Origin of the sequence: Methermicoccus shengliensis DSM 18856 (assembly GCF_000711905.1) — an archaeon.
GTDB classification, from domain to species: Archaea; Halobacteriota; Methanosarcinia; order DSM-18856; family Methermicoccaceae; genus Methermicoccus; species Methermicoccus shengliensis.
Window position 1 is genome coordinate 43,174 of sequence record NZ_JONQ01000007.1, and the last position, 26,471, is coordinate 69,644.

A 26,471-nucleotide genomic window follows, 5' to 3' on the forward strand; every position below is an offset into this window, starting at 1 on the left:
TCACTTCCTGTGCAGCACGAGGATGCACCGTGTGAGGCTCCTGTGCACCCTCATCACAAAGCACCTCTCCACATCAAAGCCCGCCCTCTGTGCCATTTCTGGTATGGGCTCCCCCTTATAGAGATTTTGGGCATACACCACCACCGCCCTTGCATCCCCTCGCAGCACCCTCGCAAGCTCCATCAGCGAGCCACCATAGAGTGCCTCATCGCTGCTGCCCATTCGTCTTGCCGACCTGCCGTATGGAGGGTCGCATGCAGCCCCATCCATGGTTCCATCGGAAAAGGGAAGGCATGTGGCATCGAGCTCGAGCAGCTGGGCATCGAGCCCGAGGCTTCTGAGGTTCATCCTCGCTCCCCTCACCATGCGAGCTTGGGCATCCCCTCCCACGGACACGCACCCCACCCTTGCCGCCTCTATGAGCAGACCCCCTGTACCGCAGAAGGGGTCGAGCAGCCTTCCGCCCTCACGGGTCTCGGTCAGGTTGACGACTGCCCTTGCCAGCACGGGAAGCATCACACCCGGATGAAAGAACGGCCGCTCATGAGGTCTTTCCCCAAGCAGCATCCTTCTGGCAGTGTGTGAGACGACCCTGCCGAGCACCCGCACATCCCTCCCCACGAGCGCGCGAAGCACCGTGTCTGGATGGGAGAGCGATACCCGCCTTCCGGTGTGCTGGCGAACGATGGCACCCACCGTTCTCTCCACGTGCTCGCTGTTGATTCTCACCCCTCCAATGCCGCGCGCCCGCACACAGAAGCTCTCTCCGATGTCCTCTCCATCGAGCTCGCGTAGCATGCTGAAAAAGGTGCTTTCAGGGCCCATGGACATGGAGAGCACGAGCAGCACACATCTCGAGAGGGCAAGCCTCGATGCGAGCGTGCGCAGCACCGCTGGTGGAGCATCGACCTCAACCACGAGCAGCCCATCGGTGTGGAGCATCCGCTCGTGAGGAATGCCAAGCGCCCTCAAGCTCGCAAGTGCCTCTGCAGCAGGGAGCTCTGGATGCTCGCCCGAGAGCTCAAATGCCACCAGCATCGCTACTGTATGCCATCATGTGTGATTGTGAACTCGCACAGCTCGCCCTCTGGGCGGGACCTGTGCTTGACGATGGTCGCCCTTCTCCTGGCGCCCTCGAGCTTGTCCAGCCTGATGACCGCCTTGGAGATGTGCTCGATTGCCACCCCTCCAATGGGGCACAGCTCACCAGTGGCAACATCTGTGTACACCTGATTTGTGATGAGCACTGCGAGCATGTGAGTTCTCGCCAGCCTCTGCAGTATGGACAGCTGCACTGCCAGCTCCCTGCGCCTTTCTATCTCTGAGTATTCATCGGTGCACAGCCTGTAGAACGAGGTGGCAGAGTCCAGTATGATGAGGGAGAGCTCTTCCATCTGAGAGGCTGCCCGCTCCACCTGCCTTATCCTCTCGCTCTGGTCTGAAAAGTCGAGGGGCTCGTATACCACCACCCTGCCCGCCACCTGCGAGAGCCGCTCCTTTGCTATCTGGGCAAGCCTCTCCATGGAGAAGCCCTCGGTGTCGATGTAAATCACCCTGTCACCATCGAGGGCTGCATTCACCATCGTCTGGAGGCACACGTTGGTCTTGCCACTCCCAGCCCCCCCATACACCTGACTCACCACTCCCCTCTCAAAGCCCCCGCCCAAGAGGCTATCGAGGGGCTCACACCCTGTCCTGAGCCTCGGCACGGTGGCGGTTATGCGCTCCTCTTCCATCGTAAAAGCTACTCCTCTATCACCTTGGATGCTGCCTCAACGCCCCTTCCCATCTCCGAGAGCAGTCCGTGGGCATAGAGCACCTGCTCGAGCACGGAGAGTGCCCCCAGCACCTCACGGTAGGTAAAGTTGCCCATCGTGCCAAGCCTGAATATCCTGCCCTTGAGGTGCTCCTGCCCGCCAGAGACAAACACGCCCCTCTGCTGAAGCCCTCCCCGAAGCTCCTTGTCCGAAATGCCCTCTGGAATCTTCATCGCACACACGGTGTTGGAGTATGCGCTGGGTGGCTCGATGCTGGGAAACATCTCGATGCCAAGGGCGTCCATTGCCGCACGGATGGCGCTCGATGCCCTCCTGTGCCTCTCGATGCGCCTCTCTAACCCCTCCTCCTCTATGATGTGCAGCGCCTCCTCGAGCGCGAAGAACAGCGAGAGTGCGGGAGTGTAGGGCGTCTGGAGCTTGGCATGGCTCTTTCTGTATGCCGCCAAATCGCAGTAGAAAGGTCTAAAATCGGAGAGCTGCTCCCATGCCCTCTCGGAGACCGACACAAACGAGAGCCCGGGCGGAATTCCAATGCACTTCTGCGAGCCGAGCACCGCCACGTCCACCCCCCACTCGTCCACGCGCACATCGTCCCCCCCAATCGAGGTTATCCCATCCATTATGAGCAGGCAGTCGTGCTCCTGTGCAATCCTCCCAATCTCCCTCGCTGGGTTCTTCACCCCTGTGGAGGTCTCGTTGTGCACGAACGTGATGGCCTTGGTGTTGGGTGTGATGGCCTCCTCCACCTTCTCGATATCAAAGGAGCTTCCCCATTCCACCTCCACCAGCCTCGGGGAAGCATACCGCTGGGCGATTTTGTAAAAGCGGTCTCCAAACTTGCCGTTCACGAGGCACACCACCTCGTCATCCTTCTCGAGGAAGTTGGACACTGCCGCCTCCATGCCCAGCGTTCCAGTGCCACTGAGGATGTACACATCGTTCTGCGTGCCAAACAGCGGCTTTAGCCCCTCGGCACAGTACTCATACAGCCTCGAGAACTCGCTGCCCCTATGACTTATCATGGGCTTTGCCATTGCCCTCAAGATACGGGATGCCACGGGCACTGGTCCCGGTATCATCAGATAGGTATCGTCCATACTTCTACTCCTCCTCATTTTCAGCCCAGCGCTCTGACGCTAACTTCATCAGGTCGTGCTTTGTCAGTATTCCCACCACCTTTCCCTCATCGTACACGAGCACGGCACCCCTCGCCTCCAGCAGATGGGAGGCGAACTCAGCCTCCATGGTGGGAGGGATACTGGGAAACACCTCCTCCATCAGCTCCTCGACCTTTTTATTCTTTATGTCCTCGCTCTCATGCCCGATGATACATCTCGATATCGCGTCCACCGACACGCTGCCCACAGGCCTGCCATCCTCGAGCACTGGAAGCTGGGAGAACCCATACTTCTCCATGAGCTCCATCGCCTTGGCAACGCTGTCAGTCCTCGACACACTCACCACGGGAGTGTGCATTATGTCGCTCACCATTGCCTTCTTTCCCTCAATTTCGTTGAGGGCTCTTATGATCTTTCCGAGAGTGGACAGCCTCGGGTCAACGCCCCCTGCCTCTATGCGGGCTATTAATGGCTGGCTCACGCCTGCCAGCTTGGCAAGGTCAGCCTGGGTGAGGTTGAGCTCCCGTCTCTTTTTCTTTATATCATCTGGGGTGGGGATGTTCAGCATACATGACAGAGTGAGCGCCCACGCCTTTTAAATGTTTTCGAGCTGTTGCTTACGGAGCAATCAACAATTCAACAATTCGAAAGAATTAAATGCCTGCTCGACAATAAAGAAGTGAGCGAACATGGTATTTTACACCCAGGATGACTCAGTCAAAAAGGTGGGTAGGGGACGTGAGCTAAAGACCCCAACGCCTGCAACCATCAGGCGTCTGGTTTTGGATGTGCTAAAGCCCCATCAGCCAAGTATTCTCGACCTCGCACAGGCCCTTGGAAGCCTCGAGGGTGTGCTCGGCGTAAACCTGAGCCTCTATGAGGTGGATCAGGAGACCGAGAACGTGAGGATTACCATAGAGGGGAACTCCATAGATTACACGGCAGTGGAGAGAACGCTCAACGAGCTCGGGGCAGTGGTCCACAGCATCGACGAGGTGGCAGCTGGCACAAAGCTGGTGGAGGTCGTGGAGACCCTGCAGGACAGGTGAGCCACACGGGTGAGCCACACGGGTGAGCTACACCCTCTCCCCAAACGCCAGCGTGCCAGACACTTTCTTGATTCTCACCTTGAGCTTTTCCCCTTTCCGTGCGCCCGGGACGAATATGGTGTACCTGTCGAGCTTTGCCACGCCATCTCCCTTGCTGCCCACATCCATAATCATGACCTCGACCTCGCTGTCCCTCTGGATGGCCTTTGCGCTGACAGTGGGGGGAGCCTTTCTCTTCCTGACAGACCTGTGGGCTCCACAGGCATCGCACTTGATCATGAGTATGCGCTCCTCCCGCACCAGATGGGTGTCTGGCTTGCCACACTCAGAGCACAGCACATACTCCTGCACATAGGCGTTTATGTGCTCCTCTATGAGCTCACCGGAGAAGTTGCCCTGAAACACCGCCCTCGTGCCATCGGTCTTGCCGGCAGTTCCAAGCTCCCCGAGCAGGTACTTGAGGAGATGGTCCGGGTCTCGGTTCAGTGTGCTCGCTATCGAGGCAAAGTTCTCGAGCACGGTGGTCTTGCCCTCTGCAAACACGTGGGGCTTGGGAACGGTGAACCGCTCATCTGTGCCCCCTATCTTGGGAAGCTTGCTAAGTGCCCTGTCGAGGTAGCTCTCATAGTCCATGTTCTCCCTCTATACCACTGCCTTCTCGTGCGCCACGATGCGCACTGGAGATGGAAGCTTGTGTCCAGCCCTCTGCAGCGCCCTGCGAGCCGCCTCAACGTGCTGTGGGTTCACCCTCAGCGTAAACACAGTCTGGCCTGCATGCACCTGGGCGGCAGAGCCCACGGGCTTTCCAAACGCCTTTCGCATTCCATCGGACACCCTGTCCGCACCAGCACCCGTTGCCTGCTTATTCTCCCGTATCACATGGTGGGGATACACGTTGAGCTTCAGGTGATAGTTTGCCCTCCCAGCACTGGAGAGCATGAGCTTGTTGGCAATCACCCTCGCAGCCTCGAGGGCTCTATCCCTTATCTGACAGCTCTCCTTTACCTTGAGCTCGAGCACCACGGAAAAGTCACCGTTCGGGTTGCCCATGTCAAAGTGGACAATCTTGAGCCCTGGAACGCCACCCATGAACTCCCTTCTCGTGTATGGGCGCTCAAGCCTTCTGTACATTCTCGCAGGTTTTCTCGCCATATTTCTCCACCATCATTCGAGCGTATGGAGATATCCCATACCCTATCACCTTATAAAGCTGTTGGCATTACCGGGAAGTGATGACACACGATGCGATGGTGATGGGCGGGACTGCGAATATAGTGGATGTGGACGAGACGCTGAAAAGAGTGGAGGCAGTGGCTGGGGAAAGACTCGTGCAACTCTTTGATGCCAGATATGTGGCGGGAGAGGAGCACCTGCTCTCTGCCCTTCAGAAGGCTAAAAGGGCATTTGAGCGAGAAGAGAACATCTCGCAGGACATCAGGCTCGAGGTGATGCTGTATGCCGCCGCCACAAGACAGCTCAAAAGGGCATTCGAGATGGGCATAAAGCAGGGCTCGTGCAGCATAGTGGTGCTCATCGAGGCAGAGGATGTACTGGAGCTTTCTGAAAAGGTGGAGAGGGTGCTCTCTCTGAGAAGGGACGATTGTGTGGTGGAGTGCTCGCCAGATAAGCGGGATGTGCTGTGCGAGTTCTTCGACATCCCTGAAGAGGAGCTCTCCTGTGTGGGCGAGGAGAGGCTGTGCCAGCTCGTGCTCGAGAGGGTGGCGCTGCTCGACGTGGAGAAGTGAGCACCCACTCGATTCTCACTTCCTCCAGTAGCCCTTGCAATGCCCAAACAGATTTATACCAATCACCAGAAATAACCATCCGTGAGGCTCGCGCTCGCTCTTGCCATAGCTCTTCTTGTGGCTTTTCCACCCGCCGTCGCACAAGACCTCTCCCCACAGGAGCACAAGAGCATTGTGCTCGTGATACTGGATGGGGTGGGGGCGTATTACGTGATGGACGGGCTCACGCCCCACTCCTTGAGTGGAGAGCCGCTGAAAAAGGCAGAGGTTCCGAGCTACCTTGGAAAGATGCACGCATATACCGTGCCCACGATGGTGCCAAAAACCACCCAGTCCCATGCAGTGCTGTTCACGGGCTGCTCGCTGGCAGAGCCAGAGACGGTGGGGTTCGAAAATGCCAGCATATTCGATGTCGCAAGGTCAGAGGGATACCGTGTGTATGCCATCATGCAGCAGGGAGACACCTCCGAGGTCATAGCAGAGCAGGACGCCATATTGTACTTCGCAGAGGGGCTCAAGGCAGAGGACGTGCGCGTGGTGTACTCACCCTTGGCACGTGAGGTGGGTGAGTTGATGGAGGCGCACGCGCTGACATACGATGGCACCGAGGAATGGGTCGTGCGGTGCGCTCTCGACGTGATGAAAAGCTCCAAGGAGCCCTTTTTGCTCACGATAAACATCGCGACGTGCGACCATGCGGCCCATGTGAGAAACCTCACCGCCTATGTTGGAGCGATAGAGCATACGCTAAGGGCGCTGGAGCCGCTGGTTAGTGAGTGTGCCCGCAGAGGGTACGTGCTGGCAATCACATCAGACCATGGGATGGCGTTCTGGAGCGAGAGGGCGAGGGGTGGCCATGCGTCATCTGACTATGCGGCCACCCCTGAGGCGACCACGTGCATACTCTACCTGAACGAAATGCCCCAGGAGAGCATAAGGGCACAGCAGGACATCGCTCCAGCCATTCTCACGCTCGCCGGCATCCATCGGATGCCAAGGTATGCCGACGTGGTGTCCTCAAGGAGCGTGCTCGAGAAATTCAGAGAGCCCAAGCGCATTCCTGCATGGAGGGTGTGGGTGGGTGCAGCCATGGTGGGTGCAATCAACGCCATGGGCATCGTGCTACTCAGAAGGCTGCTTTAGCAGCATGTGCATGCACTCGTCTATCAGGTCATCCACGTCCACCCCGTGCTTCTTTGCCACCAGCAGCGCCACCACCTGCCTGTGCACCATCCCCTTGAGCTGCCCATGGGTGTGCTCTATCTCCTCGAGAACAGCATCTCTCTCCATCCTCTCCGATAGGCGCCTCAGCACCTCGCCGAGCACGTCCCTCTTTGGTGGTGAGGAGAACACCTCGGCCGATGGCGAGTACATCGCTGGAAGCTCGTGGGCATGCACATCAAAGGATGGAGCGAGCACATCGTCCTCTCTCGTCATCAGCCCAATGGAGACGGCGCTGTGGATGAACCTGCGGGCGGCTTCTGGGGAGCACCACCCAAATCCAAACGAGAGGGCGAGCACGAACTCACCCTCGCCCATCGAGGGCTTGCCCACCTTTCTGAACACGCTGGCTATCACGTTCTTCATCTCACTCATATTCATATCAAATGCCTCCTCAGGGCATCCACCACCATCTGAGCCACCATGTCCTCTCTCGTCCTTCCAAGCCCATCCACGAGACATATCCTTAGTGTGAGCACATCCATGTCGAGGTCTGCCCTCAGGAGGAACACGTCCTCCTTGAAAGACACCCTGTCATATCTCTCGTTCAGATAGCTGTAGGACAGCGCAAGCTCGAGGTCTATGCTGGAAACATCTCTCTCCATAAAATCCGAGAGCTCCCCCACGTGTACGAACCCCCCACTTTTTGCATCGAATATCCTCAGCGAGATGTCCCGCCTTGCCCGAATGAGCCTTCCATCCATGTGAGGGGACTCGGTGATGAAGGTGTCGAACGTGCCATCCAGCCTTGTCATGGCGTGCAGAAAGCCAGTGAGGTCCGAGTAAAACCTGTAGCGCTTCACAAAGTCGGCGTGGGATGGAAAGTCGGGATACTCGAACCTGCCGGAACTCATCGGGTTGATATTGGTATCCATTGATAATAAATACTCCTGCCACGTGAACTACTCACCGTCAAGACGGTGAGCTTCCCCCAGATAAACACGCCGCTACGGCCGGGGTCGGGCTGTTCACGAGCCCCGATGCCACCCATCTCACCTTCCTCAAAGCGGGAAGTCTTTTGATGGGTGGCACAGTTTCTTTCAGATACACAGTTTCTTTCAGATATATCAAGCCTCTCTTAGCTATGTTCACTGAAGCGACTCTGTCTGCATGGTCTTGCAGTCCGCAGCTGCATCTGAAAAGCCTCTTTCTTCTTACTCCTCTACACCCGCATACTTCTGATGATTTCATCTATATCGTGTTTCTCATTACCCCTAACAACCCTGTTAACTTTTCTGAGTTCTTTTATTAACTTTAAAATTTCTATAAATCCTTCTCGTTTAAGATGGTTTTTTGATTCCACAATGGAGATGTATTTTTGGAGGATTTCTAAATGTGGTTTCTTCAGTATGACATGATCTTTCATTAGCACTATAAATTTTTTAACATCTTCTATAGACTGGATGTTAAGTTCAATTGTATGTCTATCTACATGAACCCTTCCAACACCAATAACCTCTTTAATTCTCTCTATAACCTTCACCATCAAAAAATCCACCAATCCAGTCAAGCGATATCTCCCGCATAGTTAATACTATGTTAGATTGAGTATAAATAATGTGCCCACCCTCCTCCCCTACGCTCACCCACCGTTTGAAAACGGTGGTACTCTTAGCGACATCTTTATAGACACACCCCATACGAAGGAAAGTGGTGTTAACCATGGAGGAGATGTACGACATCGTAGAGAGGCTTTCTAACGCCCATGGGGTGTCAGGCTACGAGGACTCGGTGAGAGACATCGTGATGGAGCTTGCACGCCCCTACTGTGATGACGTGAGTGTGGACGCCATGGGAAACGTGATATGCACGAGGGGCAGTGGAGCTCCATCGGTGATGGTGGCAGCCCACATCGATGAGATAGGGCTCATGGTGAAGCACATAGAAGACGAGGGGTTCTTGCGGTTTGCTCGTCTTGGAGGCTGGTTTGACCAGACACTTCTGAACCAGAGGGTGGTGGTGCACTCCGACAAGGGTGATGTGTATGGAGTGATAGGCTCCAAGCCGCCCCATGTGATGAAGGAGGAGGAGAGAAAGAGCGTGGTGAAGGCAGAGGACATGTTCATCGACGTGGGTGCGAAGAGCGCCGAGGAGGTGGAGGAGATGGGCATTCACGTGGGCACGCCCATCACCCCAGATAGGCACGTGGTGAGGCTTGCGGGCAACAGGATAACTGGCAAGTGCTTTGATAACAGGATAGGGGTGGCGTGTGCCCTGTATGCCCTAAGGCTGCTCTCAGAGTGGGGGGTGAGCACCCGCCTGTACCTCGTGGGCACTGTGCAGGAGGAGGTGGGGCTGAAGGGTGCCAGGACCTCGGCATATCAAATAGAGCCAGATGTGGCGCTTGCGGTGGACACTGCCATACCCGGAGACCACCCGGGCATAACGAAGAAGGAGGCTCCAGTAGAGATTGGCAAGGGGCCCATCATCATGCTGGTGGACGCCTCTGGCAGGGGGCTCATAGCCCACCCAAAGGTGGTAAGGTGGCTCAGGGAGTGTGCGAAAAGACACGACATTCCAGTGCAGCTCGATGTCTCCGAGGGCGGCACCACGGACGCCACCGCCATCCATCTCACCAAAGGAGGGATACCCACGGGATGCATCGGCATTCCCGTGCGCTACATACACTCACCAGTCGAGGTGGCGGACCTCGAGGATGCAGTGCATGCCTCGAGGCTGCTGGCAAGGGCGATTGAGTGTGTGGGTGAATACTTCTAAGCTTCTAAGGGATGGGCGGTACGCCCATCCTCACGCCCATCCTCATAAGAGCCATTCCCTTCATCCGGGTGGCTCCCTACTCATCCCCTCTGGGAAACAGGTAGTCCTGCACGTCCTTTCCCAGCCTTCCGATGGCGTCTGCACGGCACTGGCGGCAGTGCTTCATCTGCTTGACGTACTTTCCGCACTCCCGCTGGATACGGTCCCTCTCCTCTGGGCTCGGCGGTGAGAGGTGGGAGAACTTGTACTGGGGAATCAGGGGGATGATGTTCTGCATGTACACCCCAATCTCGCGTATTGTTCTGGAGATTTCCACCACGTGCTGGTCGTTGACGGTGGGTATGAGCACGGTGTTCACCTTCACGATTATTTTCCTCTCCACTGCCATCTTCAGCCCTTCGAGCTGGTTTTCGAGCAGAATCTGTGCACCTTCTCTGCCCGTGTACGTTTTTCCATGATAGTGCACCCACGAGTATATCATCTCCCCAATGGCGGGGTCCACCGCATTTAGCGTCACGGTGATGTTGCCCACGCCAAGGGTGTCAATCTCATCCATCCTCTCGGGAAGCAGAAGCCCGTTGGTGGACAGGCACAGGTGAATCTTGGGGAACTCATCCCTCACGAGCCGAAGCGTCTCGAACGTCTCCTCGTTGAACAGGGGCTCTCCGGGCCCCGCCACCCCCACCACCTTTATGTATGGATGCTTGGCGAGCACCTCCCTCGTGCGCTCCAGCGCCTCCTTCGGGGTGAGCACCCTGCTGGTCACCCCCGGACGGCTCTCGTTCACACAGTCGAACTTGCGCACACAGTAGTTGCACTGGATGTTGCACTTTGGAGCCACCGGAAGGTGCATCCTCCCAAAGAGGTGGCACGCCTCTTCTGAAAAGCACGGATGCTCCTGAATCTTTCTCAGCTGTGCCGCATCCCATGGAACCTTCCTTCCCTCTACATCAGCCGTGGGATACTTCTCAGAGCCCATGAAAAAGACCTCTATGTAGCGAGAGTGTGCGCATTATTTCAAGCTGTCGGTGCCTGTCGGTGCCTGTCGGTGCCTGTCGGTGCCTGTCGGTGCCGCCAAATGGAGTGCTCTCCTCCCTGACGGAACTCACTCCAGCCTGCAGAAGGGTGCCTTCCTGTGCTCGCCTGCGATGGATACCGCAAACGCTGCGGCAGAGATTGTGTCGCCCAGTCCCACTGTTGCCACGGGGACGTCCACCACCTTGGTGGGGATGCACACGCACGAAAACTCATCCCCCACTGCCAGCCCCTCGGTATGAAGCTCGCCACACGAGGTGCACCTCTTTAGATATGTGGACAGCCTTCTGACTTCTTTAAGCCCATGGCTCGAGATGGGCACCTTCAGACCCTCGTAGGCATCCTCCCTTGTATCTATCCTGCCCTTCATCGCCCTTGAGGCTGCAAGCGCCGAGGCGAACAGCAGGGCGGTGCGCTCCAGCTCGAGCCGTTGCCTCTCTGAGGTCTTGAGCACACATATGTACAGCCCGAGGGCGTGCACGTGTATTCTCTCGAGGTCGAGCTCGCTCTGCAGTATTCGTGCTCCCTCGAACAGGTGCTCTATGGACTCCCTCCGAAGCACGCTTGCGGCAAGCTCCTCATGGCCCAGCACGTTGAGGGCATTGGCAACCTCCACGGAGTCCAGCCCGAGGCTGTGCACATTTGCCTTTATGATGCGCCTCAGCAGGGTCTCCCTGACGTTCCTGTCCTGTATTGACGTGAACTCCACGTGCACCCTGAGCTGGGGCGATATGCGCTTTAGCTTCTCTATCACCTTCACGGACTGCTCCACATACTTCTCGTGGGTGGTGCCGTCCTCATACGTGCTCATCATCACCTGATACCCGGAGAGCAGCGCACCATCGATGTGGGCACACAGGTCCTCCAGCTTTGCGAACAGCTCCTCATCCATGTGGATGCGTATCCATGAGGGTCTAAACGACAGGATGAGCCTGTTGTCCCTCGGACACACGATTCTTCTTTTTCCGACATCGAGCGTGAGTCCCTTCTTGAACTCCAGTATCCAGTTGGTCTTGCCCACCTCATGCGTTGCCGCCTCGATGGGGGGCACGAGGGCTATCTTACCCTCCCTGAGCACGGGACACAGGATGTTCTGGTTGTCGTTTTCGAACAGCTCTGCCTCGCCTCTGGAGAGCCATGGCACATAGGTGATTACACTCGGTATGTTCAGCTTTGCGAGCACGTTGGTGATTATTCCCGCCTGCCCACCAATGCGCCGCTCATCTGCCCCGAGCTTTTCCTCGAGCCACTGCTGCATCTGCATGTTGTACACGGGCACCTCGGCAGCCTTGCCCTTCTCTATCGATATCAGCAGCCTTGCCACAAGGTCCATTGGCGTATCTGCAGCCCTCGGATACTCGTTCATCCTTCTCACAAGGGCACTGGGCTCGAACTCTGTGAGCATTCTCTCGATGTCCCTCTCGTCCAGAAACTTGATGGCATCCACGTTGGCATTGTATGCCACGAACACACCATACAGGCGGTCGAGTCTCGCACACGCCTCGTGCACCGCCTCCTCATACAGCCTCTCCCATTCCCCTGTCATATTCCCACGAACTCTATCGCCTTGTATGCACAGGTGTCTATGCACGCACTGCACAGTATCCTCTCGGGCCCAAACCGCCTGCACCGCCTGATATCCACGTCCACCACCACGCCATCCACCACCCTTATGATGGTGCGCTCATTCTTAGGTGCCCTGCCCCTCGCCGTGCCCTCTGGGTCCTCTGCCACGTTCACGGGACACGCCACCACACAGTTTCCACACCCAGAGCAGCGCTCCTTGTGAATCACAAATCCCGTCTCGAGCACGCCCTCCACGGGCGCTATCAGTGCGCGCAGCTTCTCGATGCTCTTGGCGTACCTGCTGTCCTCGAGGAGGGGAGGACACTCCTCGATTGTGTGCTTTCTTGCGAGCAGAGCGGTGGCGAACGCCATGCACGTGGGCTCGCCACAGCGCTTGCAGTTGGTCTTGGGAAGCAGCGCATACACCTCAAGCACGCTGACCACTCGCCTCACCCCTTCAGGTACAGCATGCAGTGGCACTGACCATCCCGCTCTATCTCCTCCTCATGATACACGCAGGGGCACACTATCTTCCTGTCCTCCTCCTCGTTGCCAGTCCTGAGCCTGCAGGGACAGTAGGGCTTTCCAAACCTCAGCCTGTTCTCCGTCATACCCTTTATCACAGTGCGCAGCACCTCTAAGTCGGGCTGGAGCAAAAATCCCCTCTTGTTGGCATACGCCCTCACGAAGCGGAGGGTCTTTTTCTCCTCATTGGTGAGGGTCTTTTCAAGCTCCAAGAGAGCATCGTCCTCCTCCATGCACGAGCACCTTGTGGCTATGTGCAAGTCCATGCGTAAAAAGCCTTTCATACATTTGATTGCAGAGTAATCAACCAACAGAAAACAGCTATAAGCAATGATATGCGACTTGTGGGCATGGGTGCCTGTGGGCTGGATGGCACATCTGGCACGCAAGCACCATGCAAAGGAGATATCCTATGCACATCAACTCTGACCTTCACATACACTCCAAGTACTCTGCAGCCACCTCAAGGCACATGGAGCTGAAAGCAATTGCCTCAGAGGCGAAGAAGAAGGGGATACAGCTCGTGGGCACGGGAGACTGCCTTCATCCCCGCTGGCTCGAGGAGGCAAAAGCCCATGGGGCATCGGATGGTGTGTTCGAGGTCGAGGGCACACACTTCGTGCTCACCGTGGAGGTGGAGGACAGGCACAGGGTGCACCACCTCATCATACTGCCAGATGCCGCCAAGGCAGAGGAGCTTCACGACCGATTACACCACTTCTCCCGGGACATCGATGCAGACGGAAGACCAAGGCTGCAGCTCAGTGGGGACGAGGTGGTTGAGCACGCCATCGAGGTAGATGGGCTCGTGGGCCCATGCCATGCGTTCACCCCATGGACGGCACTGTATGCCTACTTCGACTCCCTGAGGGAGTGCTACAAGGACATGGCAAAGCACGTTGCGTTTTTAGAGCTTGGCTTGAGCGCAGACTCTGACTATGCAGATACGATATCCGAGCTCTCAGAGCTAACGTTTCTGTCCAACTCCGATGCCCACTCCCCATGGCTCAACAAGTTCGCCCGCGAGTTCAACCGCTTTGAGGTCAGGGACATCACGTTCGACGAGCTCAAAAAGGCGATTCTGAGAAGGGGGGGCAGAAAGCCAGTGCTCAACGTGGGGTTCTTTCCAGAGGAGGGAAAATACAACCGCACGGCGTGCACAAGGTGCTACCGCCAGTATGCCCTCGATGAGGCGATTGGAAGGGGATGGAGGTGCGAGTGTGGAGGGCTCATAAAGAAGGGCGTTAGAGACAGGGTGAGGGAGCTTGCCACATACGATGTGCCCCATCACCCACCCCACAGACCTCCATACGTGCACACCATTCCGCTCGCAGAAGTTGTAAAGCTTGCCATTGGCAAGGGTGTGAACACTGCATCGGTGAGAGAGATTTGGCTCTCGCTGATAGAGCAGGCTGGCTCGGAGATTGCAGCCCTGATAGACGTGCCGCTCGACAGTCTCGAGGGGGTGGACGAGCGGGTGATAAGGGCGATTGGCCACTTTCGAGAGGGCAAGCTCATCATAGAGCCGGGAGGTGGGGGAAGGTATGGCGTGGTCTCCCTTCCAGAAGAGGATGGCTTCAATTCCGAAAGCACACCACAGCGAACGCTGCTCGACTTTTGAGTGCGCTGCTCAGAGGTGAGCACATGAAGAGCTCAGAGGTGAGCACATGAAGAGATATGCAAAACGCGTGATGGACACAGACATATCCGGGATACGGAGGATGTTCGAGGCTGCGGGCACGGATGCGATAAACCTCGGGCTGGGACAGCCAGACTTCGACACCCCACAGCACATCAAAAACGCCGCCATCGAGGCTCTGCGAGATGGACACACGGGCTACACCCATGGGCTTGGAATACCAGAGCTGAGAGATGCCGTGGCAAAAAAGCTCAGGGAGGACAACGGCATAGCAGCCAAGGCAGACGAGGTGATAATCACCAGCGGAGCAAGCGAGGCGCTGTGCCTTGCCATGCTGGCTCTGCTGGAGGAGGGGGACGAGGTGCTCGTGCCAGACCCGGGGTTCGTGTCCTACAGGGCGCTTGCCACATTTGCGGGAGCCGTGCCCGTGGGCGTGCCCCTGAGAGAGCTCAAGATGGACGCATCGGTGGTGGAGGAGCACATAACCGAAAGGACGAGGATGCTGGTGCTCAACTCCCCATCCAACCCCACGGGAAGGGTGCTCAAAAGAGGCGAGGTCAAAGCGCTGTGCGAGGTTGCGGAGGAGCACGACATCACGATACTCTCGGACGAGGTGTACGAGCACTTCCTCTACGAGGGTGAGCACATCTCTCCAGCAACGCTGTACGACAATGTGATTACCGTGAACGCCACCTCCAAGACATACGCGATGACTGGATGGCGCATAGGATATGCCCATGCCCCCAGTGAGACAATAGAGCAGATGCTCAAGCTTCACCAGTACATGCAGGCGTGCGCCCCTTCGATATCCCAGTGGGCAGCACTCGCAGCGCTCACTGGACCGCAGGAGTGCGTGGAACGCATGAGGGCGGAGTATGCGAGACGAAGGGAGGTGGTGCTCGAGGCACTCAAGAGAATGGGGCTGCGGTGCTTGCCCCCAGAGGGCGCCTTCTATGCGTTTCCCGACATGACCTCCCTTGGAATGGATGGCAATGAGGCTGCTGCGAAGCTGCTCGATGCCAAAGTGATCACCGTTCCCGGCTCTGCGTTCGGAAAATACGGCACCCCATACCTCAGGATATCGTATGCCACCTCCATCGACAGGCTGGAGAGGGGGCTGCACATAATGGAGAATGTACTCGCCACATAACTCAACAGCTTAACGAAGCTGGCACGTGAGTGGATTAATGGGCTACTTAGCAGTAGCCCTTAATGCGCTGTATGCCAGCTGGACGGCAGCTGCAGCTTAACGAAGCTGGCACGTGAGTGGATTAATGGGGGATGGCTGTGCCATCCCCCTTAATGCGCTGTTTTGCCGGCTTTTGTAAAAAGCCGCTTAATGCGCTGTTTTGCTGGCTTTTGTAAAAAGCCAAGCTGGACGACAGCTGCTTAGAACTCAAACAGCGACTTTTGCCCCTTGGGCTCATCGTCCCGCGAGAGCTTTCGCTCTGCCTTGGACACGGGTGTTTCCCCCTCCGGGGCGTGCTCTGCTGGCGCCATTCCCGCAAAGTACTCTATCACCTCCTCGGTGCGCTGCCTTCTTCTTCTCGTGGCCTCGGTGTACACCCGCTCTGCCCTCGATGCATCCCCATCTAGCAGATAGGTGGTCTCATCGAGTGTGAGCTCGAGCTGCTCGCACATCATCACAGCCATCCCATCGCTGGCGCACAGCAGCCTGAAAAACGGCAAAAGCTCACGCTTCACATAGCTGCCCGAGGTGTGGGTGTACCTTCCAATCTTGTGGGCAAGCCTGTCCCTCATCTCTCGCATCCTCTTCAGCCGTCCCAGCAATCTCCAGTAGGTGGGAGAGCGATACCGCTTGGGATGCGGGGGGCTCCGCTTTGCCACCATTACTCCGCCGAGCATGTCCACCGAGGCATAGCGCCACATCCCATAGTCCTGCCTTCTTCTGACCCTTCCGAGAAACACGTCCGCCCTCGAAAGCCAGCGATACGCCCTCGCAATTTCGTCTGGATGGGCATATGCATCTGGAAGGTTCTCGTCTATCCAGTGGATGAGGTCATCTGGGGACTGGTCAATCGTGAAGGCGGCATCCTGTGCAGCCCTCAGGTCACTGCCCTTGAACACGAGGTTGAGCACCTTGAACACATCGCTCTTTACGTCCCTCGTGCCCATGTGGAGGTCATCCAGCGTGATGGACTTCCTCCCCTCTGTCAATGCCTGAAGGTCGTTTATCGCACCCCTTATGTCGCCGTCTGCCGCCTCTGCAATCCTCTTTAGCACTTCCACGTCTGCCCGAATGCCCTCTGCGGCACACACCCTCCTCAGCACCTCGAGGACGGCTTTGGTGCTCGGCTTTTTGAACTGAATCCTGAGACACTGGCTCGATATCGAGGTGGGGACAGCCTGACAGTCGTTGGCAATCAGCGCTACGGGCTGAGCCGTCTCCCTTATGGCGCGGGCTATCGCACCAGCACCGCCAGCATCTGCCCTTCCATGCACGTTGTCTGCCTCATCGAGCACTATCAGCCTTCGCCCAAGCTTGGGGTCGAGGGTGGCGGTTCTGGATGCCAGCCCCACCACCCGCCTGATGACCTCTGCAGTGCGCTGGTCGCTGGCATTCAGCTCCACCACCTCCCAGCCCATCTCCGAAGCGAGGGAGAGGACGGCAGAGGTCTTGCCCACACCCGCCCTGCCACAGCACAGCACAGCCCTCGAGAGGGGTCTGCCCTGCTCCCACGACATTGCCCACTCGAGCAGATGCTTCTTTGCCGTTGGATTTCCAGCGACACTGGAGAGCGTGGTGGGGCGGTACTTCTCTGCCCAGTTCATGGTAAAGACTTGGCAGGGAGGTAGAAAAGCCTACTGCCCGCCACCATCCCTCACGAGCAACACGAGCGCGCATATCGCCGTGAAGGATGCGCACGCACCCCAGAGAAAGGTGGCGCTGTACGAGACGGCGTCCCACAGGAAGCCCGCCATCAGGCTCGCGGGCAGGGTGGCGAGCCCCACCGATGCGTGGAAGGTGCCAAGTGCGGTGCCCCTGAGCTCACTTCTGGCAAGGTCGGACACGTACGCCCTCTCTATTGGCTCTATGAACCCATACGAGAGCCCATAGAGCATGAAGAGAGGGACGAGCATCCATGCGCTGCTGAAAAGAGCAAAGCCCACGCACGTGAAGAAGAACAGTCCATATCCCACGAGCAGTCCCCGCTTTCTGCCTATCCTGTCCGAGAGAGAGCCCGCTGGGATGGTGCTCAGGGCATACACGATGTTGAACACGATGTAAAGGGCAATGGGCACGGCTATCGCCAGCCTCTCTGAGAACAGTGTGGATGCCCTGAGCACGAAGAACATGTAGGAGAAGTTTCCAAGCGCAAAGAGTGTGGTGGCGAGTATGAGCCTCTTGAGCTGAGGGGAAAGTCCCGCGAGGGCAAGCCTCGATGAGCCAGAGAGAGGGCTGGTCTTCACATCCTCCACAAAGTACAGGGGGAGGAGGGCAAAAAACCCGATGATGGCAGCCATGAGCAGTATCGTCCTCATGCTGAAGCCAAAAACCCAGATGAGCAACAGGGCGAGCACCGAGCCGAGCACTGCGCCCGTGGTGTCCATCGCCCGATGAATGCCAAAGCCCTTTCCCCGCGTGCTCTCGGTGCTGTACGCCGCCACCAGCGCGTCTCTCGGAGCGGTTCTAATCCCCTTGCCCATCCTCTCAAAAAAGCGAATTGCCACCACATCATATCCGCTCTGAGCAAGGGGAAACAACAGCTTGGCAACGGAGGACGAGAGGTATCCCAGCAACACGAGCAGCTTTCTTCTGCCAATCACGTCAGATATCCTGCCAGAGACCACCTTGAGCAGGCTGGAAAGGCTATCCCCAAGACCACCGGCAAGCCCGACCACCACACCTCCCCCACCCAGCGAGGCAATGAAGAGGGGAAGCAGGGGCATAATCATATCACTGGACAAGTCCGTGATGAGGCTGGTAGCCCCAAGAAGGAGTATATTGGTCATGCCTCTCCGAGCCATTCAGAGTTCTCTTTGAGAGGTATGTTAAAAGGCTTTTCCACCCCGGAGCATCACCGTCTGATGGCACAGAGCGGCCACCTGTTAAAATAATGGGCTCGTCCGGATTCGAACCGGAGACCTCTGCCGTGTGAGGGCAGTGTCATGACCAGCTAGACCACGAGCCCCTTTTCCAAAAACACATCACTCCGGTCTATCTGCCATTCTCTTATGTTATTTAGGGTTTTCGTATGGAGCCCGATGTGAGCGTCGAGCGTGGGGTGTGGGGATTGTTGATTACTCCGTAATCAGCAGTAAGCAACAGCACCATATGGATGCAAAAAAAGAGAGTGGGCAAAAATGCCCTACTCCTCCTTTTCGTCTCTCACCTTTACCGACCTCTCTACAGGGCTCACGAAGATTCTCCCATCTCCTGCCTTTCCTGTGTGCGCAGACCTCCTGATTGTATCTACCAGCGCATCCACGCTCTCATCGTCCACGAAGAGCTCTATCTTCACCTTGGGAAGAAGGTCAACCTCTATCGCCTTTCCCCTGTATTCCAGCACTATACCCCTCTGCTCACCTCTGCCCCTCACATCGATGACGGTCATGCCAGCACACCCCACCTCATCGAGGGCACTCTTCACCTCATCGAGCTTCTCTGGGCGTATGTATGCCTCTATCTTCTTCATTCCATCACCTTCCATCAGACCTTCTCACCATGCTGGGAGATGTCCAGACCGACGTACTCCTCGACCTCCGACACCCTAAGGCCAATGGTGACATCGAGCACCTTTGCGATGACGTACGTGGCTCCAAAGGCGTACACAAGTGCCGCTCCAGCACCCAGTGCCTGAGCGATGAACTGACTCACGTTGCCATATATCAGCCCATCGTACCCACCAATGGCAGGCACGGCGAATATGCCCGTTGCGAGCGCCCCCCACAGGCCACCCACACCGTGCACAGCCCACGCATCGAGGCTCTCGTCGAGCCCCTTGCTGATTCTGAACAGCATGGCTCTGTAGCATATCAGCCCAGCGACCGCCCCTATCACAATCGAGGACAAAACGTCCACAAAGCCCGCCGCTGGGGTTATTGCCACGAGGCCAGCTATTGCGCCGCTCACAAACCCAACGGAGCTTGGTCTTCCAGAGACCCAGCTTGCAAACATCCATGCAAGGGCGCCTGCGGCAGCGGCGGTGTTGGTCACCACGAAGGCGTTGGCTGCAAGCCCGTTGGCAGCGAGTGCGCTGCCAGCGTTGAACCCGAACCAGCCGAACCACAGCAGTGCTGCACCCAGCAGCGTCATGGGTATGTTGTTTGGCTCGATGATGTGGCTGCCAAACCCTATTCTCCTGCCGACCACCAGCGCAAGGGCGAGCGCCGAGAAGCCAGAGCTGATGTGCACAACCGTTCCGCCCGCAAAGTCCAGTGTGCCCAGTGCCGCCGTCCAGCCACCGCCCCATACCCAGTGTGCCAGCGGGTCGTACACGATGGTGGTCCAGAGCACACCGAATATTATGAACGAGCTGACCTTCACTCTCTCAGCCACCGCAGACGTGAGGATTGCCAGCGTTATTGCAGCAAATACCAGCTGAAATACCATGAACAGCAGGGATGGTATCGTTCCACTCCCAGCATCCATGCCCACGCCGCTGAGCCCTAAAAACTCCAGACCTCCCACAAACCCCGCAATGTCGGGGCCGAAGGACAGGGTGTATCCGAGGAGCACCCACTGAATGCTCACCAGCGCAAAGGCTATGAACGACAGGGCTATCATCGAGATTACGTTCTTTCTCCTGACCAATCCGCCATAGAACAGCCCAACGCCAGGCGTCATCAGCATCACAAGGGCCGTGGCGGCCAGTATCCATGCCGTATCTCCACTATCCAACACTATACCTCACCTCTCATGCTCCATATCATGCTCAATCCTCCAACCCTCATGTCCCACGATGGGGACTGCCAGTGTATGCCTCTGTATGGCATGGAAGCTTACTTCCATGTTGTTATATTTATAGTTTATGGAAATGAACTTCTTATATGTCATATTTATAGATTGCCGATAGCCCCATATTTTCAGGTAATGCCACACACCTGAGGGTGCTACCCAAAACCAGCGGCCAACACCACAGGGCTGCCCATCCTTTTAATACCCGTTGCGAGAAACATACTCACGGGATAGGGACATGTGGAGACGCATACTCGAGAAGTTCAGCCGCTTTCCAGCCCAAGAGCGGGTTGTGATGCTGCTGCTGGAGCGGGGCTTTCAGGTGAGCCCTCATGGAAAGGTGGTCTCCGGCGGCATCGAGATTCCCCACACCCACATCGCCCGGGAGGTGGGAGTGGACCGCCGGGTGGTGGATGCCGCAGCCAGCACGATTGCCAGAGACGATGAGCTAAGGCAGATATTTCAGAACCTTCAGTCCATACTGTTCTTAAAAAGTGTGGCACCTCTGCTGGGGCTTGGCGTGGTCATCATCACCCCAACCGATGCTTCCAAGGTGGGCATCGTGAAGGATGTTACCGGGGTGATTGCAGCCCATGGCATAAGCATAAGGCAGGTGGTCACCGACGACCCAGAGTTCACGGAGTCCCCCAAGCTCACAGTAATCACCGAGTGCAAGCTCCCCGGGGATGCGGTGGACGAGCTGCTTGAGCTCGAGAGCGTGAAAGAAGTCACCGTGTACTGAGGTGAGACGTTGAGCAGGATGAGAATACTCATCGTGGGCGGCACTGGAAAGTTCGGTGCATGGTTCGTGCCCTTCTTCAAAAGGCACGGTTTTGAGGTACTCGTGAGCGGCAAGAGTGGAAAGGTGGACGTGGCACGGCAGCTGGGCTGTGAGTACGTGTTTCTGGAGCGCCTGCCCAGTGTGGTGCCCACGTGCGACTGGGTGATGCTCTCGGTGCCCATCGATGCGATTGAGAGAGTTGCCTCGCAGGTGGCTCCCCACATGAAGGAGGGTTCGATGCTCTTCGATGTGTGTTCCCTAAAGCAAGGGCCCCTCGATGCAATGCTCAAGGTGGCTCCAGAGGGCGTCGAGGTGGTGGGAACGCACCCCATGTTCGGACCCACCATCCCACATCTGGAAGGTCAGACGGTGATAATGGTGAGCACCTCCCGCTCTGGCTCTGGCTTTGAGAGACTAAGGCAGATGCTCGAGGAAGAGGGGGCACACGTGCAGCAGATGAGTGCTCGGGAGCATGACATGGCGATGGCAGTGGTGCAGGGGCTCACCCACTTTGCCTACATCACCATAGGCAGCACCCTTCGAAGGCTGGAGTTCGATGTGGGCGCCTCCAGGACATACATGAGTCCCGTATACGAGGTGATGGTGGACTTTGTGGGCAGGATTCTCGCCCAAAACCCATACCTGTACGCTCTGATTCAGACAAACCCCGCTGCCTCAGAGGTGCGAAGGGCATTCGTGGAGGAGGCAAAAAGGCTCGCCTCACTCATAGATGGCGGTGATGTGGAGGGGTTCGTTGCCAGCATGAGGGCAGCGGCAAGCCACTTTGGCAACACCGAGGCAGCGCTCAGGCGCTCGGACAAGCTGATAAACTGGTCTATAGCCGAGCTCGAGCGCCTGCAGTCCATGGTGGGAAAGGAGGTGGTGCTCGAGCACCTCTACACCTCCAAATACCACAGGGGGGTTCTGAAGAGCGCAGATAAGCAGGAGGTGGTGCTCGGCACTGGAAAAAGGCAGGTGAAGCTGAAGCTGGAGAACGTCAGGATGCTCGAGGGCGAGGAGCTTTCCGCATGGAGGGCGGAGCACGTACCCACCAGAAGGAGGGACATATCGGTGCTGCTGTGCGAGGGTGCAAGGGAGGACGTGCTCGTCCATCTCCTCTCATCGCTCGAGCACGTGGCAAGGGCAGAGGTGATAGACGTGTACGAGCTCAAAGGAAAGAGGAGTGCCACGTTCAGGCTGCACATCTTCTCCGATGCACATATCTCACAGGTGGAGAAGAGGGCAGTGGAGATGCTCGTGGGTCTGGGATGCACACCACGTGGCAGCGATAAAAAGCGGGCTGAGAGGGATTTGAACCCCCGGCCTGCTGGTTAAGAGCCAGCCGCTCTGCCTGGCTAAGCTATCAGCCCGCAGCGCACCCATTCGCATCCCCCATATTTAAGGTTTTAGGCACGCCGCTGCTGGGCCAGCCCACAAAAAAGGGCAGGCTCTGGAGCATGTTATTCGCTCTGCTCAGAGACGTACTTCTCGAGCTGCTCCCTGACGAAGGGAGCAACCCGCTCCAGCAGCTCGCGGCTTCCCCTGAACGCAAGAAGCCTCTCGACCTCCCTGCCAGAGCTGTCCACGGGCACATCCCTCTCCACGAGCTCGAGCCCCTCGAACCGCCTTGCAGCCTCCACTATGATGCTCTGGGGAAGCCCAGGTGGAAGCACGAGGTCAAACTTGGGCTCCTCCTCACCATGGTACAGCTTTCTTCCAAACACGTCATCGAGCGTCTTCATGTCGCCTCTCACGCTATGCGCTCGCCCGCGTGCTCTCCATACATCGAGTTATACACTTCGATGGGCTTTAGCACCAGCATGGAGTGCACGGGGAACTTGGGATGCTTCTCCTTAATCTCGGCCCTGAACTGCTCGAATAGCTCGCCGCTGTCCACGACCTCGACCGCAAACTTCACCTGATAGGACTCGCCACTCTTGGGGTCCCACACCACGACGGCTGCCACGGGATTCTGCTCGATGTTGGCGATGGTCTTTTTCATGAAGTTGTTGGCCACGAGCAGCGTCTCATCATCCAGTAGCTTGAGAGCACCAACGTACGCCACGTTGGGCACACCCTCCTTGCTGCACGTGGCAAGGGGAAACGGCTTGCACCTGCTCAGGGCATCCATCACATTCTGTGGCAATCTCACCATGCGCACACCCCTCGTATTTTCTCTAACCACTATGATAAGAAGTTTGTTGTCCTCGTGAGTGAGAGGAGTTTGAGCGCCTCGAGCGCCTCGAGCGCCTCGAGCCTTTCAGTGAAGTCTTCGGCAGAATCACCCGCCAAGGTGTATCCTCAGCAGCCCCCTCCCCAGCCCACCTCCTCCATCCTGTCATTGCAGTATGGGCACTCCTCTGGAGTACCCTCGTGCTCGTGGGTCTCAACCTCGTGTCCACAGCCCACACATTTCCACTTGCGCTTTTTTCCCTCCTCCATGTACTCACCTTTCAGTTTTGTTTTTGTTCGTACTCCTATAAAGTATTTTACAATACCCCACCAATCCCTCACATAATACCACTTAGGCACCAGATATTGAGCCATGGAAAGTGTTTTCTATGTGCCCTCCAACCTCTCTACATGCACCTCACACCCCAAGAGCAGGCCATGCTGGATGGCGAGGAGGGGGGGAGTGTTCAGGAGTGCATGGAAATACTGGTGGCGCTTGGCAAGGTATTTGGAGCAGAGAGGCTCGTGAGGGTAAGGAGTGCTCAAATTGCGGGCGTGTCGTATGCCACCATTGGTGAGGGCGGGCTGCACTGGCTCGAGCACCTCGACGCCAAGGTCAGAATTCCCGCATGGATGAATCCAGCGGGCATGGACATCAAAAGATGGCGCGACATGGGCATAGACGAGCAGTTTGCGCAAAGGCAGATGAGGGTGATGAGCGCCTACATGCGGCTTGGGGTGGAGCCAGCATGCACGTGCACTCCCTACTACGTGCATCCCCCCAAGATGGGGGAGCATGTGGCATGGAGCGAGTCCTCTGCAGTGGTGTTTGCCAACTCGGTGTGCGGAGCGCGCACCAACCGCGAGGGAGGACCCAGCGCGCTGTGTGCTGCCATCACCGGGAGAACACCCTGCTATGGGATGCACCTCGAGCACGAGAGGGCACCTCGCGTGCACGTGGTGGTGGAGGACGTGCTAAAGGGCCATGAGTACGGCGCTCTGGGGCTCCTGATGGGAGAGCGGCTTGGCTCCACAATACCGCTGTTTACGATGCGCTCTGTGCCCACCCGCGACGAGCTGAAGGCACTTGGAGCGGCAATGGCAGCCTCTGGCTCAGTGCCCATGTTCCACGTGGCAAACATCACTCCAGAGGCGCAAAAGTACATGCAAATGCTACCCGAGCTCGAGCGCATCACCATCGGCAGGGAAGAGCTGCTGGATACAGTCCAGATGGAGCCAGAGGCGGTGGCGCTGGGCTGCCCCCACTGCTCTGCTGCCGAGCTAAAAACAGTCGAGCAGATGCTTAGGGGAAAGAGTGTGAGGCGACCCCTGTGGGTGTTCACATCGAGGGCGGTGGCGGACGCCAACGCCTCAATCGTGCGCAGCATCGAGAGGGCTGGGGCAAAGGTGCTGTGTGATACGTGCATGGTGGTCTCTCCAGCCACCCGCCAGTTTTCGTGCGTGATGGTGAACTCTGGCAAGGCTTACAGATACCTAAGAACACTTCAGGGCATACAGGCTGTGCTCGCATCCACACGTCAATGCATCGAGTGGGCATGTGGGGGTCGATGAGATGAGGATTGGGGTGCGCTCAATTTCACGCGGATGTGCGCATGGTCATGCAGTAAAGAGCCAAAAGCCCATCTCATTTCTCGGAGATGTTGACCCCACGACAGGAAGAATCTCGGACCCGAACAATGCGCTGTTTGGCACCAGCATCGCTGGAAGGGTGTTCGTGTTTCCAGAGGCGCGTGGCTCCACCGTGGGCTCATACGTGCTGTACGACATGGCGCGGCGTGGCACCGCCCCGGCAGCTCTCGTTGCCCATCGTGCAGAGACCATCGTGGCGGTGGGCGCCATAATCTCCAAAATCCCACTGGTGGATGGGGTGAGTCTATCAGAGATGGAGAGAATCCATGACGGAGATTTTATAACGGTGAACGCAGATGAGGAATACATCGAGGTGAGGTGTGTGCATGAGTGAACTCCTCAGGGCGCTTGTGCTCCTGCTGGTGGGGTGTGCGACGCTGAGCACGGGGTGTGTGCAGCCTCAGGAGCCCACCTACCTGAACGAGAGCCTACGCATCGCCGAGCAGTTCATACGCACCGCCCCCACCTTTGCATACGATGGTGACGAGAGCACGCTTACGCTGGTGGACTCAAACCAGCTTTCTCCATCCTCGTGGGAGTTCACGTTCACCTTCCAAAGCCGCACGGCGGGCTATGGCAACCGCGCTGGAATGATGGTGGCACAGGTACTCACGAACCACACCGCCGTCATCAGGGTGGAGGATGGCGATGTGGTGTATGCGGTGTACGATGGCGTGTGGGACGAGCTAAACCAGAGGATGATAGAGGAATGAGAGATGTACGACCCCACATCGCTCCTGTGGTTGGTGCTGCTGTTCTACCTCATCCTCTCCCCCCAGCTAAGGTTTCGGCAGCTTCAGGCAGCGCGCTCGAGCCTCATGAAGTCCATCGCCAAGAAGAGGGGTAGCGCTGTCATAACCCTCATCCACAGGCAGGAGAGCCTCGGGCTGTTCGGCATTCCCTTCTACAGGTTCATCGACATCGAGGACTCTGAGGAGGTGTTGAGGGCAATCAGGACGGTGCCCAGCAACAAGCCCATCGACCTCATAGTGCACACACCTGGGGGGCTCGTGCTCGCAGCCACCCAGATTGCCAAGGCGCTAAAGGAGCACGAGGGCGAGGTCAGGGTAATCGTTCCCCACTATGCGATGAGCGGGGGAACACTGATTGCGCTGGCGGCAGACACCATAATCATGAGCCCCAATGCAGTGCTCGGACCTGTTGACCCTCAAATCAAGAGCTACCCTGCCCCCAGCATACTGAACGCCGTGGAGAAGAAGGATAACAACGAACTGGATGACGAGACGCTGATACTGGCAGACGTGGCAGAAAAGTCCATCAGGCAGGTAAGGGCGTTCGTGTACTCTCTGCTCAGGGATACGCACGGAGAGGAGCGGGCACGGGAGCTATCCGAGGTGCTCACCGAGGGCAGGTGGACACATGACTTCCCCATCACTGTGGAGGTTGCCCGCTCCCTTGGGCTGAACGTGAGCACCGATGTCCCAGAGGAGGTGTATCACCTCATGGAGCACTACCCCCAGCCATTGAGGCAGCGAATATCGAGCGTGGAGTTCATACCCGCACCCCCCTCACGGGAGGGAAAGCCAAAGTGAT

General features: G+C 57.3%; 33 protein-coding genes and 2 tRNA genes. 12 read left to right on the forward strand and 23 right to left on the reverse strand.

Annotated features, from left to right (window positions below; all coding sequences use genetic code 11):
• The 4 genes from BP07_RS00550 to BP07_RS00565 are packed head-to-tail and all read right to left on the reverse strand — an operon-like array spanning window position 1 to window position 3,464.
• Window positions 1-1,038, reverse strand: a complete 1,038-nt coding sequence (locus tag BP07_RS00550; protein WP_042684322.1) for a methyltransferase domain-containing protein — start codon at window positions 1,036-1,038, stop codon at window positions 1-3.
• Between the two features lie 2 nt (window positions 1,039-1,040).
• Window positions 1,041-1,736, reverse strand: a complete 696-nt coding sequence (gene radB, locus BP07_RS00555) for a DNA repair and recombination protein RadB (RefSeq protein WP_042684324.1) — start codon at window positions 1,734-1,736, stop codon at window positions 1,041-1,043.
• Between the two features lie 8 nt (window positions 1,737-1,744).
• Window positions 1,745-2,875, reverse strand: coding sequence for a pyridoxal-phosphate-dependent aminotransferase family protein (locus BP07_RS00560; protein ID WP_042684326.1), 1,131 nt, complete (start codon window positions 2,873-2,875; stop codon window positions 1,745-1,747).
• Window positions 2,876-2,879: 4 nt separating this feature from the next.
• Window positions 2,880-3,464, reverse strand: a complete 585-nt coding sequence (locus BP07_RS00565; protein WP_338045878.1) for a CBS domain-containing protein — start codon at window positions 3,462-3,464, stop codon at window positions 2,880-2,882.
• Window positions 3,465-3,621: 157 nt separating this feature from the next.
• Here BP07_RS00565 and BP07_RS00570 point away from each other — a divergent pair, with 157 nt between their 5' ends.
• Window positions 3,622-3,945, forward strand: coding sequence for a DUF211 domain-containing protein (locus BP07_RS00570; protein WP_245597005.1), 324 nt, complete (start codon window positions 3,622-3,624; stop codon window positions 3,943-3,945).
• A 27-nt stretch (window positions 3,946-3,972) separates the two neighbouring features.
• Here BP07_RS00570 and BP07_RS00575 read toward each other — a convergent pair whose 3' ends face one another.
• Together BP07_RS00575 and BP07_RS00580 are read right to left on the reverse strand one after the other, a co-directional pair.
• Window positions 3,973-4,578 carry a translation initiation factor IF-2 subunit beta gene (locus tag BP07_RS00575; protein WP_042684329.1) on the reverse strand — a complete coding sequence of 202 codons (606 nt, stop codon included), beginning with the start codon at window positions 4,576-4,578 and terminating at the stop codon, window positions 3,973-3,975.
• Between the two features lie 9 nt (window positions 4,579-4,587).
• A complete protein-coding gene (locus BP07_RS00580; RefSeq protein WP_042684332.1) occupies window positions 4,588-5,097 on the reverse strand; it encodes a 50S ribosomal protein L16 in 510 nt (169 codons plus the stop codon).
• Window positions 5,098-5,177: 80 nt separating this feature from the next.
• Between BP07_RS00580 and cgi121 the strand changes: the two genes are divergently transcribed.
• A complete protein-coding gene (cgi121, locus tag BP07_RS00585) occupies window positions 5,178-5,690 on the forward strand; it encodes a KEOPS complex subunit Cgi121 (RefSeq protein ID WP_052353049.1) in 513 nt (170 codons plus the stop codon).
• Between the two features lie 81 nt (window positions 5,691-5,771).
• Window positions 5,772-6,833, forward strand: coding sequence for an alkaline phosphatase family protein (locus BP07_RS00590; RefSeq protein ID WP_042684334.1), 1,062 nt, complete (start codon window positions 5,772-5,774; stop codon window positions 6,831-6,833).
• Here the strand turns inward: BP07_RS00590 and BP07_RS08240 are convergent.
• From BP07_RS08240 to BP07_RS00605, 4 genes are read right to left on the reverse strand one after another with little or no spacing between them, the layout of a single operon-like run.
• The gene (locus BP07_RS08240) at window positions 6,813-7,292 is read right to left on the reverse strand and encodes a DUF2240 family protein (RefSeq protein WP_169736221.1); all 480 of its coding nucleotides are present in this window, start codon (window positions 7,290-7,292) and stop codon (window positions 6,813-6,815) included. The genes BP07_RS00590 and BP07_RS08240 overlap by 21 nt on opposite strands.
• Complete coding sequence (locus BP07_RS00600) at window positions 7,289-7,765, reverse strand: hypothetical protein (RefSeq protein WP_052353051.1); 477 nt, start codon at window positions 7,763-7,765, stop codon at window positions 7,289-7,291. Before BP07_RS00600 ends, BP07_RS08240 begins: the two co-directional genes overlap by 4 nt.
• A 58-nt stretch (window positions 7,766-7,823) precedes the next feature.
• On the reverse strand, window positions 7,824-8,102 hold the full coding sequence (locus tag BP07_RS09190; RefSeq protein WP_084174013.1) for a zinc ribbon domain-containing protein: 279 nt from the start codon (window positions 8,100-8,102) through the stop codon (window positions 7,824-7,826).
• A complete protein-coding gene (locus BP07_RS00605) occupies window positions 8,074-8,421 on the reverse strand; it encodes a hypothetical protein (RefSeq protein WP_157203011.1) in 348 nt (115 codons plus the stop codon). Before BP07_RS00605 ends, BP07_RS09190 begins: the two co-directional genes overlap by 29 nt.
• Window positions 8,422-8,573: 152 nt before the next feature.
• On the opposite strand from BP07_RS00605, the gene BP07_RS00610 reads away from it, so the two are divergent.
• Window positions 8,574-9,629, forward strand: a complete 1,056-nt coding sequence (locus BP07_RS00610; RefSeq protein WP_042684344.1) for a M42 family metallopeptidase — start codon at window positions 8,574-8,576, stop codon at window positions 9,627-9,629.
• Window positions 9,630-9,705: 76 nt separating this feature from the next.
• On the opposite strand, the gene nifB is transcribed toward BP07_RS00610, so the two are convergent.
• From nifB to BP07_RS00630, 4 genes are all read right to left on the reverse strand, one after another.
• Entirely contained in the window at window positions 9,706-10,608 is a 903-nt protein-coding gene (nifB, locus tag BP07_RS00615) for a nitrogenase cofactor biosynthesis protein NifB (protein ID WP_042684347.1), read from the reverse strand.
• A 126-nt stretch (window positions 10,609-10,734) separates the two neighbouring features.
• Window positions 10,735-12,210, reverse strand: a complete 1,476-nt coding sequence (gene pfkC, locus BP07_RS00620) for an ADP-specific phosphofructokinase (RefSeq protein WP_042684351.1) — start codon at window positions 12,208-12,210, stop codon at window positions 10,735-10,737.
• Window positions 12,207-12,674 (reverse strand): (Fe-S)-binding protein, encoded by a 468-nt coding sequence (locus BP07_RS00625; protein ID WP_042684914.1) that lies wholly within the window; start codon window positions 12,672-12,674, stop codon window positions 12,207-12,209. The genes pfkC and BP07_RS00625 overlap by 4 nt, the downstream gene beginning before the upstream one ends.
• Window positions 12,675-12,679: 5 nt before the next feature.
• Complete coding sequence (locus tag BP07_RS00630; RefSeq protein ID WP_245597006.1) at window positions 12,680-13,021, reverse strand: ferredoxin-thioredoxin reductase catalytic domain-containing protein; 342 nt, start codon at window positions 13,019-13,021, stop codon at window positions 12,680-12,682.
• Between the two features lie 146 nt (window positions 13,022-13,167).
• Here BP07_RS00630 and BP07_RS00635 point away from each other — a divergent pair, with 146 nt between their 5' ends.
• Together BP07_RS00635 and BP07_RS00640 are read left to right on the forward strand one after the other, a co-directional pair.
• Window positions 13,168-14,376: a TIGR00375 family protein gene (locus BP07_RS00635; RefSeq protein ID WP_042684353.1), complete on the forward strand. Its 1,209-nt coding sequence runs from the start codon at window positions 13,168-13,170 to the stop codon at window positions 14,374-14,376.
• A 46-nt stretch (window positions 14,377-14,422) separates the two neighbouring features.
• Window positions 14,423-15,544 (forward strand): pyridoxal phosphate-dependent aminotransferase, encoded by a 1,122-nt coding sequence (locus BP07_RS00640; RefSeq protein WP_042684355.1) that lies wholly within the window; start codon window positions 14,423-14,425, stop codon window positions 15,542-15,544.
• Between the two features lie 239 nt (window positions 15,545-15,783).
• Here the strand turns inward: BP07_RS00640 and BP07_RS00645 are convergent, their stop codons facing one another.
• The 5 genes from BP07_RS00645 to BP07_RS00665 form a co-directional block, all read right to left on the reverse strand.
• Complete coding sequence (locus BP07_RS00645) at window positions 15,784-17,187, reverse strand: replication factor C large subunit (RefSeq protein WP_042684356.1); 1,404 nt, start codon at window positions 17,185-17,187, stop codon at window positions 15,784-15,786.
• 30 nt (window positions 17,188-17,217) lie between these two features.
• On the reverse strand, window positions 17,218-18,384 hold the full coding sequence (locus tag BP07_RS00650; protein ID WP_042684358.1) for an MFS transporter: 1,167 nt from the start codon (window positions 18,382-18,384) through the stop codon (window positions 17,218-17,220).
• 90 nt (window positions 18,385-18,474) lie between these two features.
• Window positions 18,475-18,548: transfer RNA gene (locus BP07_RS00655), tRNA-Val, on the reverse strand.
• Window positions 18,549-18,725: 177 nt separating this feature from the next.
• On the reverse strand, window positions 18,726-19,067 hold the full coding sequence (locus BP07_RS00660; protein ID WP_276623953.1) for a P-II family nitrogen regulator: 342 nt from the start codon (window positions 19,065-19,067) through the stop codon (window positions 18,726-18,728).
• Complete coding sequence (locus tag BP07_RS00665) at window positions 19,067-20,260, reverse strand: ammonium transporter (protein WP_338045879.1); 1,194 nt, start codon at window positions 20,258-20,260, stop codon at window positions 19,067-19,069. The genes BP07_RS00660 and BP07_RS00665 overlap by 1 nt, the downstream gene beginning before the upstream one ends.
• Before the next feature lie 292 nt (window positions 20,261-20,552).
• On the opposite strand from BP07_RS00665, the gene BP07_RS00675 reads away from it, so the two are divergent.
• Both BP07_RS00675 and BP07_RS09195 read left to right on the forward strand, forming a co-directional pair.
• Complete coding sequence (locus tag BP07_RS00675) at window positions 20,553-21,056, forward strand: amino acid-binding protein (protein WP_042684365.1); 504 nt, start codon at window positions 20,553-20,555, stop codon at window positions 21,054-21,056.
• 18 nt (window positions 21,057-21,074) lie between these two features.
• A complete protein-coding gene (locus BP07_RS09195; protein ID WP_084174051.1) occupies window positions 21,075-22,430 on the forward strand; it encodes a prephenate dehydrogenase in 1,356 nt (451 codons plus the stop codon).
• Here the strand turns inward: BP07_RS09195 and BP07_RS00690 are convergent.
• The 4 genes from BP07_RS00690 to BP07_RS08705 form a co-directional block, all read right to left on the reverse strand.
• Window positions 22,392-22,465: transfer RNA gene (locus BP07_RS00690), tRNA-Lys, on the reverse strand. The genes BP07_RS09195 and BP07_RS00690 overlap by 39 nt on opposite strands.
• Before the next feature lie 90 nt (window positions 22,466-22,555).
• Entirely contained in the window at window positions 22,556-22,837 is a 282-nt protein-coding gene (locus BP07_RS00695) for a hypothetical protein (RefSeq protein ID WP_042684375.1), read from the reverse strand.
• An 8-nt stretch (window positions 22,838-22,845) separates the two neighbouring features.
• Window positions 22,846-23,250 carry a pyridoxamine 5'-phosphate oxidase family protein gene (locus tag BP07_RS00700; protein WP_042684378.1) on the reverse strand — a complete coding sequence of 135 codons (405 nt, stop codon included), beginning with the start codon at window positions 23,248-23,250 and terminating at the stop codon, window positions 22,846-22,848.
• 146 nt (window positions 23,251-23,396) lie between these two features.
• A complete protein-coding gene (locus BP07_RS08705) occupies window positions 23,397-23,537 on the reverse strand; it encodes a hypothetical protein (protein ID WP_157203012.1) in 141 nt (46 codons plus the stop codon).
• Between the two features lie 141 nt (window positions 23,538-23,678).
• On the opposite strand from BP07_RS08705, the gene BP07_RS00705 reads away from it, so the two are divergent.
• The 4 genes from BP07_RS00705 to BP07_RS00720 are packed head-to-tail and all read left to right on the forward strand — an operon-like array spanning window position 23,679 to window position 26,470.
• A complete protein-coding gene (locus BP07_RS00705) occupies window positions 23,679-24,839 on the forward strand; it encodes an aconitase X (RefSeq protein ID WP_042684381.1) in 1,161 nt (386 codons plus the stop codon).
• Between the two features lies 1 nt (window position 24,840).
• Entirely contained in the window at window positions 24,841-25,251 is a 411-nt protein-coding gene (locus BP07_RS00710) for an aconitase X swivel domain-containing protein (RefSeq protein WP_042684383.1), read from the forward strand.
• The gene (locus tag BP07_RS00715; RefSeq protein WP_042684385.1) at window positions 25,244-25,630 is read left to right on the forward strand and encodes a hypothetical protein; all 387 of its coding nucleotides are present in this window, start codon (window positions 25,244-25,246) and stop codon (window positions 25,628-25,630) included. Before BP07_RS00710 ends, BP07_RS00715 begins: the two co-directional genes overlap by 8 nt.
• A 3-nt stretch (window positions 25,631-25,633) precedes the next feature.
• Window positions 25,634-26,470, forward strand: coding sequence for an SDH family Clp fold serine proteinase (locus tag BP07_RS00720; protein WP_042684388.1), 837 nt, complete (start codon window positions 25,634-25,636; stop codon window positions 26,468-26,470).
• Window position 26,471 lies beyond the last annotated feature (1 nt).

Bases quoted from the DNA above. Each gene is read 5' to 3' on its own strand.
- BP07_RS00550 (WP_042684322.1), bottom strand. From the start codon at position 1,038: ATGCTGGTGGCATTTGAGCTCTCGGGCGAGCATCCAGAGCTCCCTGCT.
- radB (WP_042684324.1), bottom strand. From the start codon at position 1,736: ATGGAAGAGGAGCGCATAACCGCCACCGTGCCGAGGCTCAGGACAGGG.
- BP07_RS00560 (WP_042684326.1), bottom strand. From the start codon at position 2,875: ATGGACGATACCTATCTGATGATACCGGGACCAGTGCCCGTGGCATCC.
- BP07_RS00565 (WP_338045878.1), bottom strand. From the start codon at position 3,464: ATGCTGAACATCCCCACCCCAGATGATATAAAGAAAAAGAGACGGGAG.
- BP07_RS00575 (WP_042684329.1), bottom strand. From the start codon at position 4,578: ATGGACTATGAGAGCTACCTCGACAGGGCACTTAGCAAGCTTCCCAAG.
- BP07_RS00580 (WP_042684332.1), bottom strand. From the start codon at position 5,097: ATGGCGAGAAAACCTGCGAGAATGTACAGAAGGCTTGAGCGCCCATAC.
- cgi121 (WP_052353049.1), top strand. From the start codon at position 5,178: ATGACACACGATGCGATGGTGATGGGCGGGACTGCGAATATAGTGGAT.
- BP07_RS08240 (WP_169736221.1), bottom strand. From the start codon at position 7,292: ATGAATATGAGTGAGATGAAGAACGTGATAGCCAGCGTGTTCAGAAAG.
- BP07_RS00600 (WP_052353051.1), bottom strand. From the start codon at position 7,765: ATGAGTTCCGGCAGGTTCGAGTATCCCGACTTTCCATCCCACGCCGAC.
- BP07_RS09190 (WP_084174013.1), bottom strand. From the start codon at position 8,102: ATGAAATCATCAGAAGTATGCGGGTGTAGAGGAGTAAGAAGAAAGAGG.
- BP07_RS00610 (WP_042684344.1), top strand. From the start codon at position 8,574: ATGGAGGAGATGTACGACATCGTAGAGAGGCTTTCTAACGCCCATGGG.
- nifB (WP_042684347.1), bottom strand. From the start codon at position 10,608: ATGGGCTCTGAGAAGTATCCCACGGCTGATGTAGAGGGAAGGAAGGTT.
- pfkC (WP_042684351.1), bottom strand. From the start codon at position 12,210: ATGACAGGGGAATGGGAGAGGCTGTATGAGGAGGCGGTGCACGAGGCG.
- BP07_RS00630 (WP_245597006.1), bottom strand. From the start codon at position 13,021: ATGGACTTGCACATAGCCACAAGGTGCTCGTGCATGGAGGAGGACGAT.
- BP07_RS00635 (WP_042684353.1), top strand. From the start codon at position 13,168: ATGCACATCAACTCTGACCTTCACATACACTCCAAGTACTCTGCAGCC.
- BP07_RS00640 (WP_042684355.1), top strand. From the start codon at position 14,423: ATGAAGAGATATGCAAAACGCGTGATGGACACAGACATATCCGGGATA.
- BP07_RS00645 (WP_042684356.1), bottom strand. From the start codon at position 17,187: ATGAACTGGGCAGAGAAGTACCGCCCCACCACGCTCTCCAGTGTCGCT.
- BP07_RS00650 (WP_042684358.1), bottom strand. From the start codon at position 18,384: ATGGCTCGGAGAGGCATGACCAATATACTCCTTCTTGGGGCTACCAGC.
- BP07_RS00660 (WP_276623953.1), bottom strand. From the start codon at position 19,067: ATGGAAGGTGATGGAATGAAGAAGATAGAGGCATACATACGCCCAGAG.
- BP07_RS00675 (WP_042684365.1), top strand. From the start codon at position 20,553: ATGTGGAGACGCATACTCGAGAAGTTCAGCCGCTTTCCAGCCCAAGAG.
- BP07_RS09195 (WP_084174051.1), top strand. From the start codon at position 21,075: ATGAGAATACTCATCGTGGGCGGCACTGGAAAGTTCGGTGCATGGTTC.
- BP07_RS00695 (WP_042684375.1), bottom strand. From the start codon at position 22,837: ATGAAGACGCTCGATGACGTGTTTGGAAGAAAGCTGTACCATGGTGAG.
- BP07_RS00700 (WP_042684378.1), bottom strand. From the start codon at position 23,250: ATGGTGAGATTGCCACAGAATGTGATGGATGCCCTGAGCAGGTGCAAG.
- BP07_RS08705 (WP_157203012.1), bottom strand. From the start codon at position 23,537: ATGGAGGAGGGAAAAAAGCGCAAGTGGAAATGTGTGGGCTGTGGACAC.
- BP07_RS00705 (WP_042684381.1), top strand. From the start codon at position 23,679: ATGCACCTCACACCCCAAGAGCAGGCCATGCTGGATGGCGAGGAGGGG.
- BP07_RS00710 (WP_042684383.1), top strand. From the start codon at position 24,841: ATGAGGATTGGGGTGCGCTCAATTTCACGCGGATGTGCGCATGGTCAT.
- BP07_RS00715 (WP_042684385.1), top strand. From the start codon at position 25,244: ATGAGTGAACTCCTCAGGGCGCTTGTGCTCCTGCTGGTGGGGTGTGCG.
- BP07_RS00720 (WP_042684388.1), top strand. From the start codon at position 25,634: ATGTACGACCCCACATCGCTCCTGTGGTTGGTGCTGCTGTTCTACCTC.